This window comes from uncultured Flavonifractor sp. (assembly GCF_944387675.1).
In the GTDB taxonomy this organism is placed as follows: domain Bacteria; phylum Bacillota; class Clostridia; order Oscillospirales; family Oscillospiraceae; genus Flavonifractor.
Map to the genome: position 1 here is coordinate 1 of NZ_CALXFV010000087.1, position 9,639 is coordinate 9,639.

Consider the following 9,639-nt stretch of genomic DNA (forward strand, 5'->3'; position numbering starts at 1 on the left):
GCAAATCTGACCCACACACGGGCCATTTTTCTGAGTCGTTTGACCGGTATTTCAAACAGAATAATCATATCGCAATCCTTTTAAAATGTCTAGCCAAATCTAACATTTTTCTTTCGTTTTTCTTTTAAACCACTTAGTTTTATTTTTTATTGGCCTCTTCCGGTGATCTAGACCCACTGTCTTTCCAAAACCAACAAGTTTACTTTTTGGTGGATGCAGAAATTTTTCTTTTTCATTTTCTTACTTTACTTGTTTAAAATGTAGAAGTTCAAAATGTGGACTTGGTTGGGATTGACAAACAGGGTGGGGAAGGCTATCATATTCTGTAAATCAGCAGTTCGTGAGGCTTCACGAATGCAAAAGGCGATGACCGGGAGAGTATGGACGGTGCGCAAGCGCAGAGAGGGAGCGGCTGGTGTAAGCTCCCGTGAGGCCGTTTCAGAAGGTCACCCGGGAGCAGCCCCGCCGAAGCGGCCGGCATGAGGCGGGGACGGGTTCCCTCCGTTACCGGGGCATGAGTGCGCGGGTTGGGCCCGCGAAATTAGGTGGTACCACGGAGCGCATGGCGGCTTCGCCCTAGAGGGGACGAAGCCGCCATGTTTTATTCCATTCAAAAGGAGGTCTATCCAACCCATGAGAATGAAGACGGCCCAGATCCTGATGGAGTGCCTGCTGGAGCAGGGGGTGGACACAGTGTTCGGCTACCCCGGCGGCACCATCCTGAATGTATATGACGAATTTGAACTGCACGGCTACAAGCAAAAGATCCGCCACATCCTCACCGCCCATGAGCAGGGCGCTTCCCATGCCGCCGACGGCTATGCCCGGTCCACCGGCAAGGTGGGGGTGTGCTTTGCCACCTCCGGTCCCGGTGCCACCAACCTGACCACCGGCATCGCCACCGCCTATTATGACTCCTCTCCGGTGGTATTCATCACCTGCAACGTCAGTGAGAATCTGATTGGCAAGGACTCCTTCCAGGAGGTGGACATCACCGGCATCTCCATGCCCATCACCAAGTGCAACTATCTGGTCAAGGACCCCAACCAGCTGGCCGATGTGATTCGGGAGGCCTTTGCCATCGCCCGCTCCGGCCGACCCGGACCGGTTCTGGTGGATATCGCCAAAAATGTTACCGCCGCAGAGGCGGACTACGAGCCTCTGCCCCTGTCTGAGCACGCCAACCACGGCCGGCTGGGCGCCATGCTCCGCCGGGCCAGCCACGAACTGAAGGCCCCCGAGCCCGACGCCGACGACATTCAGACCCTGCTGGATATGATTGAAGAGGCCCGGCGTCCTCTGGTGCTGGTGGGCGGCGGCGTGATCCGCTCCCGGGGGGCGGTACCGGAGTTTCGTAAGTTTATCGAGACCCTCAGCGCCCCGGTGGCCTCCACCATTATGGGCGGCGGCGCCTGCCCCGGCAACCACCCCCTGTTCACCGGCATGATCGGCATGCACGGCTCCCACGCCTCCAATCACGCCAGCGACCAGTGTGACCTGCTCATCGCCATCGGCTGCCGGTTCTCCGACCGGGTGGCCACCGATCCGGCCACCTTTGCCCCCAATGCCAAGATCGTCCATATTGATATCGACCGGGCGGAAATTGACAAGAATGTGGTGACCGACCACCACATCATTGGGGACGCCCGCCGGGTGCTGGAGCTGCTCAACGCCAAGCTGCCCGCCCACGACTACCCGGAGTGGAAGCAGTGGGTGTTCTCCCACAAGGAAATTCCCCTGAAGAAGGATGACATCCTCCACCCCCACGAGATTTTGGAGACCATTCAGGCGGTCACCGACGGGGACGCCATCATTGTCACCGACGTGGGCCAGCACCAGATGTGGTGTGCTCAGTACTACCACTTCTCCCGACCCGGCCAGTTCATCACCTCCGGCGGTTTCGGCTCTATGGGCTTCGGCCTGGGGGCCGCCATGGGTTCCGCCGTGGGCAACCCGGGCAAGGTTGTGGTTCAGTGTACCGGAGACGGCTGCTTCCGCATGAACTGTCATGAGCTGTGTACCGCTGAGTACTATAATATCCCGGTTATCACCGTCATCTTCAACAACCGCACCTTGGGCATGGTCCGCCAGTGGCAGAACCTGATCTACAATAAGCGCTTCTCCCAGACCGATCTGGACCGGGGGCCGGACTTCGTGAAGCTGGCGGAGGCCTACGGCATCCAGGGGGAGCGGGCGGCCACCCAGCCGGAATTCGAGGCCGCCTTCCGCCGGGCGGTGGCCGCCGGAAGACCCTATGTGATCGAATGCGCCATTGATAAGGACGCCATGGTTCACCCCATGGTCTCCGCCGGCACTCCGGTCACCGACTTCATTTTGGATTAAAGGAGGGCGTGGAACATGAATGAACCCAATGTCACCCGCCGCACCCTCTCGGTGCTGGTGGAAAACTCCGCCGGCGTGCTGTCCCAGGTCTCCCGGCTCTTCTCCCGGAAGGGATATAACATCGAATCTCTGGCGGTGGGTACCACCGACGACCCCACCGTGTCCCGTATTACCATCGAAGTACTGGCCGACGCGCCCATGATCGAGCAGATCATGAATCAGCTGCGCAAGCAGTTTCCTGTCTACTCCGTGCAGGAACTGAAGCCGGAGCGCTCCATCCGCCGGGAGCTGGTCATGTTCAAGGTAAGAGCAGAAACTCACGACATCCGCAATGAGGTTATCCAGATCGCCAACATCTTCCGAGCCTCCATTATCGACGTATCTCTCAAGTCTCTCACCCTGGCCCTCATCGGGGACGAAAGTAAGGCGGAGGCCATGCAGAAGCTGCTGGAGACTTTCGGGATTCTGGAGCTGGTGCGCACCGGTATGGTGGCCCTGGAGCGGGGCGCCTATACCATCGGGGACGAGACCAAGGAGCAGACCGAGTTCAATCTGGGCAAAAACGTGCTGTGACAATCGCCTGCCGCAAGGAAATCTTTTTAGATTGTATCATGCTTATCATTCTTTTTTGCCCTGCTGTGCTATCATTGGGGGCAAGAATCCTCACCACAAGATAAAGGAGTGCAAAGAATATGGCCAAGATGTATTATGAAAAGGACTGTGACCTGTCCTACCTGAATGGGAAGAAGATCGCCATTATCGGCTACGGCTCTCAGGGCCACGCCCACGCTCTCAACCTGAAGGACTCCGGCTGCGAGGTGTGTGTCGGCCTGCGTCAGGGTTCCAAGAACTGGGCTCAGGCGGAGAAGGCCGGCCTGCTGGTCAAGACGGTGGCTGAGGCCGCCCAGTGGGGCGATATTGTGATGATGCTCATCAACGATGAGGTCCAGGCCGAGGTCTATAAGAAGGATATTGCCCCCTACATGACCGAGGGGAAGGCCCTGGCCTTCGCTCATGGCTTCAACATCCGCTATCAGCAGATTGTCCCCCCCGCCGGCGTGGACGTGTTTATGGCGGCTCCCAAGGGTCCCGGCCACACTGTCCGCTCCACCTACGTCAACGGCAAGGGCGTTCCCTGTCTGGTGGCGGTGGAGCAGAACGCCACCGGCAACGCCTATAAGATCGCTCTGGCCTACATTGCCGGTATCGGCGGCGCCCGGGCCGGCGTGATGGAGACCACCTTCCACGACGAGACCGAGACCGACCTGTTTGGTGAGCAGTGTGTGCTGTGCGGCGGCGTGGTGGATCTGATGCGCTGCGGCTTCGAGACTCTGGTAGAGGCCGGTTACGAGCCCGAGAACGCCTACTTTGAGTGCATCCACGAGATGAAGCTCATCATCGACCTGATCAACAAGGGCGGCGTGGCGGCCATGAACTACTCCATCTCCGACACCGCCGAGTTCGGCGAGTATGTCTCCGGCCCCCGGGTGCTCCCCTATGAGGAAACCAAGAAAAATATGCGCAAGGTGCTGGACGACATTCAGGACGGTACCTTTGCCGGCAAGTGGATTGCCGAAAACAAGAATGGCCGCACCTTCTTCAACTCCAAGCGCGCCAATCTGAAGAAGCATCAGATGGAGATCGTGGGCGAGGAGCTGCGCCGCAACATGATCTGGGGCGGCGACCAGGATCTGGATACCGCTTCCAACTAAAATAGACCTATCAATAAGGGCCGCCGCAGAAGCTTCCGTTCTGCGGCGGCCCTTTTTTGCTGCTTTTCATTTTAACAGTTCTTTTGCAATAACAATTTTCTGCACTTCGCTTGTTCCTTCATAAATGGTGAGAATCCTGGCATCCCGATAAATGCGCTCAATGGCATAGTCTTTCATATAGCCATACCCACCGTGGATCTGCAAGGCCTTGGCCGCTACTTCATTGGCGGTTTCCCCGGCAAAAAATTTTGCCATGGAGGCGTTCATACCGGAGGGTTCACCCCTGTCCCGCAAAGCTGCCGCCTTTATGGTCAGGAGCTTTGCCGCCTCCAGTTTGGTGGCCATCTCCGCCAGATACCACTGGATACCCTGCTGGGCAGAGATCGGCCGTCCAAACTGGAGGCGCTGCTTGGCATAGGAAACAGCGGCATCCAGCGCCGCCTGGGCCTCGCCGCAGGCCTGCGCTGCAATTCCGATCCGCCCGCTATCCAGTCCGCTCATAGCAATCTGGAACCCCCTGCCCACCTTGCCCAGAATCTGCTCCTTGCCCACCCGGCAATCTTCCAGGATCAGTTCCGACACGGCAGCGCTCCGAATCCCCATTTTGTCCTCCAGCTTGCCCACTTGAAACCCGGGTGTATCCCGATCCACCAGGAAAGCAGTCATACCGCCATGGGTCTTTTTGGCCCGGTCCGTCACCGCGATTACAATGGCGTAATCGCCCTCCTGGGGGCCAAGATTACTGATGAAGCATTTGCTGCCGTTCAGCACATAGCTGTCTCCATCCTCCACGGCCGTGGTTTGGAGTCCGCCCGCGTCAGATCCCGCGCCCGGCTCCGTCAGTGCAAAAGCCCCCAGCTTCCCCTGCCGGCAGGTCATTCCCAGATAGCGCTGTTTCTGCTCTCGGGTGCCATGGGCGGCAATGATGCCGTTGACCAACAGCTGCACGGCAAACAGTTCCGCCGTACTGGAGCAGGCCTGCGCCACTTCCGTCACCGCCAGAACCTTGTCCACTTCTCCCAGTCCGGCTCCGCCGAATTCCCTGGGTACATTCAGGCCCAACAGGCCCAGTTCCGCCATCTTTTGCACAATTTCGGCTGGGAACGCTCCTGTCCGGTCCAACTCTTCCGCCCTGGGCGCAATCTCCCGCTGAGAAAAGCTGCGCACCATCTTGACCAGCATATTCTGTTCTTTTGTCAATTCCAGCATACTCATCTGTCCTCCGAATTTTGCTTTTCTCGGAACGCTGCCATTATACCAGAAGATTTTGCTTTTTGGCCTGGTAGATCAGCTCATCCCTGAATTTCGGATGGGCTATGGAAATCAGCGCTCTGGTTCGCTGGGAGACTGTCTTGCCCCGCAGCTTGGCCAGTCCGTATTCCGTCACAATATAATCCACGTCATTCTTGCTGGTGGTTACAATTGCCCCTGGTGTCAGGGCGGCCACAATCCGGCTGACTGTTCCCCCCTTTGTGGTAGAGGGAAAGGCAATAAAACTTTTCCCACCCCGGGACATAACCGCCCCTCTTACATAATCCGCCTGTCCTCCAGACCCGGAGATGTGCCGCACACCAAGGGATTCCGCGCACACCTGCCCAAAGAAATCCACCTCCAGCGCACTGTTTACCGACATGAAGTTTGGCAGCTGGGCAATGATACCGGGTTCATTCACCTGATCCACCGGAAGCAGCAGGAAAGCGGGGTTGTCGTGGATGTACCGATACATTCGCCGGGACCCAAAGGCCAGCGTGGCCACCGTTTTCCCCCGGTGGAGTGTTTTTTTATCGTTGGTCACGGCACCGCACTGAATAAGCTCCACCATGCTATCGGTAAAAAGCTCCGTATGGATGCCCAAATCCCGTTTGTTTTTTAGCGCCAGGCCCACCGCCTCCGGAATCGCGCCAATCCCCAGCTGTATGGTGGCTCCATCCGGAATTTCTCCGGCAATCAAGCCGGCAATGCTCTGGCTCACCTGGTCGATTGGGGCCGGCGGGAGCTCCGGCAGAGGCGTGGCAGCTTCGCACCATGCGGTCACTTGGGAAATATGGACCATCGGCGCGGAAAGCGCCCGGGGCATGTTGGGGTTGACCTGCAAATAGATGCGCTTGGCTTTTTGTATCAGCTCCCGGCTGTTGGAGCCTGACAGGCCGGTAGAAAACCAGCCGTGGTCATCCATGGGCGGCACCATGGCAAAAAAGGCGTCCACCTCAACATAGTCCCGGAACAGGGAAGGCATATCCCGGTAATAGCAAGGCATAATGTCTCCCCGCCCTGCCTGGACCGCAGTCCGCAGTCCGCCCCCTGAAAACCAGGAAACGGGAGTAATTCCCGCTGCCGCCTTTTCTTGCAGTGCGCCGAAGGGCTGTAAATCCAGCATCGTATGCAGTGTCACGTCCCGCACTTCCCCGTTGGCAGCCCGGCGGCCCAGCGCGTCCAGGAGAGCCGGCGGAATGACTGCTCCAATATCCGTGCAGCACACCCAACCGTTATCAACCTGCGCCGCAATTTCCTCCGGGCTTCTGCGCTTTCCCTCATAGTCTGCCTGTAGATTCATACTCCACACCTCTTTCCCGCTTGCCGCGTCTCCAGTCTGTCACATCCGTTTTCCCCCATCCTTTGCAGGCAGGGCAAAATCCGCCCAGGCCGGTTGACCTGAGACGGATTTTATTCCTCCCCGAAAGATTTGTTTGTCCATGGGAGCGGGGCAATTAGCCACGCACTTTCTTCAGTTCTGCGGTCAGGACGGGCAGGACCTCAAACAGATCTCCTACCACGCCATAATCCGCCGCGTCAAAGATAGGCGCCGCCGGGTCTTTGTTGACAGCCACAATGACATCCGACCCGCTCATACCTGCCAAATGTTGGATGGCGCCGGAAATGCCGCAGGCAATATACACTCTGGGCGCCACCGTCTTTCCCGTCTGCCCCACCTGATGGGCGTGGCTGATCCAGCCGGAATCCACAGCAGCTCGGGAGGCGCCCACTGTAGCACCCAGCACCTCCGCCAGCTCCCGGATGGGTGCAAAGCCTTCCGGCCCGCCCACGCCCCGGCCGCCTGACACGATGATCTCCGCGCTTTCCAGGTCCACATTTTCGTCCCCCATCTCCTTGATGAGCTCCACAACTCTGGTGCGGATCTTCTCTTCCGGGGTGTGGATCTCCTCGTGGATCACCTCTGCCTGTTCCGCTCCGGACATTCCCTTCTTAAACACACCGGGCCGGACGGTACCGATCTGAGGCCGGTGGTCAGGGCAGAGAATGGTGGCCATCAGGTTACCGCCGAAAGCGGGACGGGTCCAGGCCACATTGCCGCTTTCCGGATCAATATCCAGCCCCGTGCAGTCGGCGGTCAGGCCGGTCTTCAGCCGGCAAGCCAGCCGGGGACCCAGATCCCGGCCGTTGTTGGTGGCGCCGATCAGCATACTGGTGGGGCCGTGCTTTTCCACCAGAGCGGTCAACGCATTTACGTAGGCGTCTGTCGTATAATGGGCGTACTCCGGGCCGTCTACCACGATTACCTGATCCGCCCCGTGGGCAGAGGCCTCCCGGACTGCCGGCTCCGTCCGGCAGCCGATCACCACCGCCACCAGGCGGCCGCCCTGTTTGTTTGCCAGATCCCGGCCCGGCGTCAACAGCTCCAAGCCCACATTTCTGGCGCTCCCCGCCTCGTTGGTCTCAATCAGGACCCACAAATCCTTTGTCTTTGCTTCCATCGTCACTACCCTCCTCAGATCACCGAAGCGTCGCTCAGAAGCTGGAAAAGCTTCATGGCGGATGCGTGGTTGGAGCTTTCGCGGATTGTTACACCGCTTTTTTTCTTCTGGGGGACAAAGGTTCGCTTGACCTTTGTGGGGGAACCCTTCAGGCCGGCGCGGGTCAGGTCAATGTCAGACAGCTGCACAGCGGTCAGGGTGGGAATCTCAGCGCGCTTGGCATCCAGCTTCCGCCGGATTGTGGGATACCGGGGCTCCCAGGCGGGCTTGGTGAAGGTAACCACGCAGGGAAGATTCGCTTCGATAATCTCGGCGCCCTCCTCCACCTCTTTTTTTACCTTGACGCAGCTGCCGTCTACCTCCGCTTCCAGGGCATAAGTAACCTGCGGATAATCCAGATGCTCCGCCAGCTCCGGTCCAACCTGAGCAGTGTCTCCGTCAATGGCCTGTTTTCCACAGAAGATCAGGTTAAATTTCCCCTCCATCTCCTCAACCCGACGCACAGCGTTGGAGAGGATATAGCTGGTGGCCAGGGTATCCGAGCCGCCGAAGGCCCGGTCGCTGATCAGGTATGCCTTGTCCGCCGCCGCCGCCAGGCAATCCCGCAGCGCCGCTTTCGCCTGCTCCGGACCCATGGACAGCACAACAATCTTCACTTCCGGGTCCTTGTCTTTTATCCGGGCGGCCGCCTCCAGGGCATATCCGTCAAAGGGATTGACAATGCTGGGTACACCCTCCCGAATCAAGGTGTTCCTCACCGGGTCAATTTTAATCTCAGTGGTATCCGGCACCTGCTTGACACAGACTAGGATATTCATCTGCTTTATACCTCCTTATGCGTGAAACTTTGGCCTGCGCTTTTGCAGAAACGCATCCATACCTTCTTTTTGATCCGGGCCGGAAAAAGCCGCGGAGAACAGCGCCGCCTCCAGCGCCAATCCCTGATTCAGTTCCATCTCCGCGCCCTGGCAAATACTGCGCTTACCCAGCGCCACAGCCCAGCCGCTGTTTCGGGCAATCCTGCCGGCCATGTCCCGGCAGGTATCCAGCAAGATCTCGCCCGGAACCACGCAATTCACCAGGCCGAGACGCAGCGCTTCTTCGGCCTCCACCCGTCTGCCGGTAGCAAGCAGCTCCAGCGCCCGGCTCTCACCTACAATCCGCGTCAGCCGTTGCGTTCCGCCGAAGCCCGGGATTACACCCAGAGTTACCTCGGGAATCCCCAGCACCGCCGTCCGGGAGGCCACACGGATATCACACGCCAACGCCAGCTCACAGCCGCCGCCCAGCGCATAGCCATTGACAGCTGCGATCACAATGGCCGGAATATGCCGCAGGCGTCCCATGACCGCCTGCCCGTAAGCGCTGAATTCCATAGCCTGCGGAGGGGTCATATCCCTCATGGCCGCAATATCCGCGCCGGCGGCAAAGGCCTTTTCTCCGGCACCCGTGAGGATTGCCACCCGCAGATTTTTCTCCTGCTCTATCTGGTCCAGCGCTCTGTCCAGCTGGTGCAGCACCTCCAGATTCAGCGCATTGAGAGCCTCCGGCCGGCAGAGGGTGAGCTCAACTCCCCAGCTCTGGCGGTTGTATGCAATATAGTCCATCTTCACCCGGCTCACTCGTACTGGTAAAAGCCGCGGCCCGACTTCTTCCCCAGCCAGCCCGCCTTGACATATTGCCGCAGGAGGGGGCAGGGCCGGTATTTACTGTCGGCATAGCCTTCATAGAGCGTCTCCACAATGGCCAGCACTGTATCCAGGCCGATAAAGTCCGCCAGCTGAAGGGGACCCATAATGATTTTGTTCTGAAATACATTAAGACGACCAAGGAGCAGCTTCTGGGAACCAAAATCCAGGAGCTGTTCACTG

At 58.6% G+C, this 9,639-nt stretch carries 9 protein-coding genes and 1 other annotated feature; of the genes, 3 read left to right on the forward strand and 6 right to left on the reverse strand.

The genetic code is table 11. The features are described from left to right. The first annotated feature begins 357 nt into the window (after window positions 1–357). Window positions 358–582, forward strand: a binding site (T-box leader). A gap of 51 nt (window positions 583–633) precedes the next feature. From ilvB to ilvC, 3 genes are all read left to right on the forward strand, one after another. Then, entirely contained in the window at window positions 634–2,343 is a 1,710-nt protein-coding gene (gene ilvB, locus Q0J74_RS08650; protein WP_297213391.1) for a biosynthetic-type acetolactate synthase large subunit, read from the forward strand. Between the two features lie 15 nt (window positions 2,344–2,358). Then, window positions 2,359–2,916 carry an acetolactate synthase small subunit gene (ilvN, locus tag Q0J74_RS08655; RefSeq protein WP_297213394.1) on the forward strand — a complete coding sequence of 186 codons (558 nt, stop codon included), beginning with the start codon at window positions 2,359–2,361 and terminating at the stop codon, window positions 2,914–2,916. 119 nt (window positions 2,917–3,035) lie between these two features. Continuing rightward, entirely contained in the window at window positions 3,036–4,055 is a 1,020-nt protein-coding gene (gene ilvC, locus Q0J74_RS08660) for a ketol-acid reductoisomerase (protein ID WP_297213397.1), read from the forward strand. A gap of 66 nt (window positions 4,056–4,121) precedes the next feature. Here ilvC and Q0J74_RS08665 read toward each other — a convergent pair whose 3' ends face one another. The 6 genes from Q0J74_RS08665 to Q0J74_RS08690 form a co-directional block, all read right to left on the reverse strand. Beyond that, a complete protein-coding gene (locus Q0J74_RS08665) occupies window positions 4,122–5,270 on the reverse strand; it encodes an acyl-CoA dehydrogenase family protein (protein WP_297213400.1) in 1,149 nt (382 codons plus the stop codon). Between the two features lie 37 nt (window positions 5,271–5,307). Further along, a complete protein-coding gene (locus Q0J74_RS08670) occupies window positions 5,308–6,609 on the reverse strand; it encodes an acetyl-CoA hydrolase/transferase family protein (RefSeq protein WP_297213403.1) in 1,302 nt (433 codons plus the stop codon). A 154-nt stretch (window positions 6,610–6,763) separates the two neighbouring features. Further along, window positions 6,764–7,768 carry an electron transfer flavoprotein subunit alpha/FixB family protein gene (locus Q0J74_RS08675; protein ID WP_297213406.1) on the reverse strand — a complete coding sequence of 335 codons (1,005 nt, stop codon included), beginning with the start codon at window positions 7,766–7,768 and terminating at the stop codon, window positions 6,764–6,766. Between the two features lie 14 nt (window positions 7,769–7,782). Then, entirely contained in the window at window positions 7,783–8,586 is an 804-nt protein-coding gene (locus Q0J74_RS08680) for an electron transfer flavoprotein subunit beta/FixA family protein (RefSeq protein WP_297213409.1), read from the reverse strand. 15 nt (window positions 8,587–8,601) lie between these two features. Then, window positions 8,602–9,375: an enoyl-CoA hydratase-related protein gene (locus Q0J74_RS08685; RefSeq protein ID WP_297213412.1), complete on the reverse strand. Its 774-nt coding sequence runs from the start codon at window positions 9,373–9,375 to the stop codon at window positions 8,602–8,604. 11 nt (window positions 9,376–9,386) lie between these two features. Further along, on the reverse strand, window positions 9,387–9,639 hold a 253-nt coding region (locus Q0J74_RS08690; protein WP_297213415.1), incomplete at its 5' end, for a 3-hydroxyacyl-CoA dehydrogenase family protein.

Bases quoted from the DNA above. Each gene is read 5' to 3' on its own strand.
- Q0J74_RS08665 (WP_297213400.1), bottom strand. From the start codon at position 5,270: ATGAGTATGCTGGAATTGACAAAAGAACAGAATATGCTGGTCAAGATG.
- Q0J74_RS08670 (WP_297213403.1), bottom strand. From the start codon at position 6,609: ATGAATCTACAGGCAGACTATGAGGGAAAGCGCAGAAGCCCGGAGGAA.
- ilvN (WP_297213394.1), top strand. From the start codon at position 2,359: ATGAATGAACCCAATGTCACCCGCCGCACCCTCTCGGTGCTGGTGGAA.
- Q0J74_RS08685 (WP_297213412.1), bottom strand. From the start codon at position 9,375: ATGGACTATATTGCATACAACCGCCAGAGCTGGGGAGTTGAGCTCACC.
- ilvB (WP_297213391.1), top strand. From the start codon at position 634: ATGAGAATGAAGACGGCCCAGATCCTGATGGAGTGCCTGCTGGAGCAG.
- ilvC (WP_297213397.1), top strand. From the start codon at position 3,036: ATGGCCAAGATGTATTATGAAAAGGACTGTGACCTGTCCTACCTGAAT.
- Q0J74_RS08680 (WP_297213409.1), bottom strand. From the start codon at position 8,586: ATGAATATCCTAGTCTGTGTCAAGCAGGTGCCGGATACCACTGAGATT.
- Q0J74_RS08675 (WP_297213406.1), bottom strand. From the start codon at position 7,768: ATGGAAGCAAAGACAAAGGATTTGTGGGTCCTGATTGAGACCAACGAG.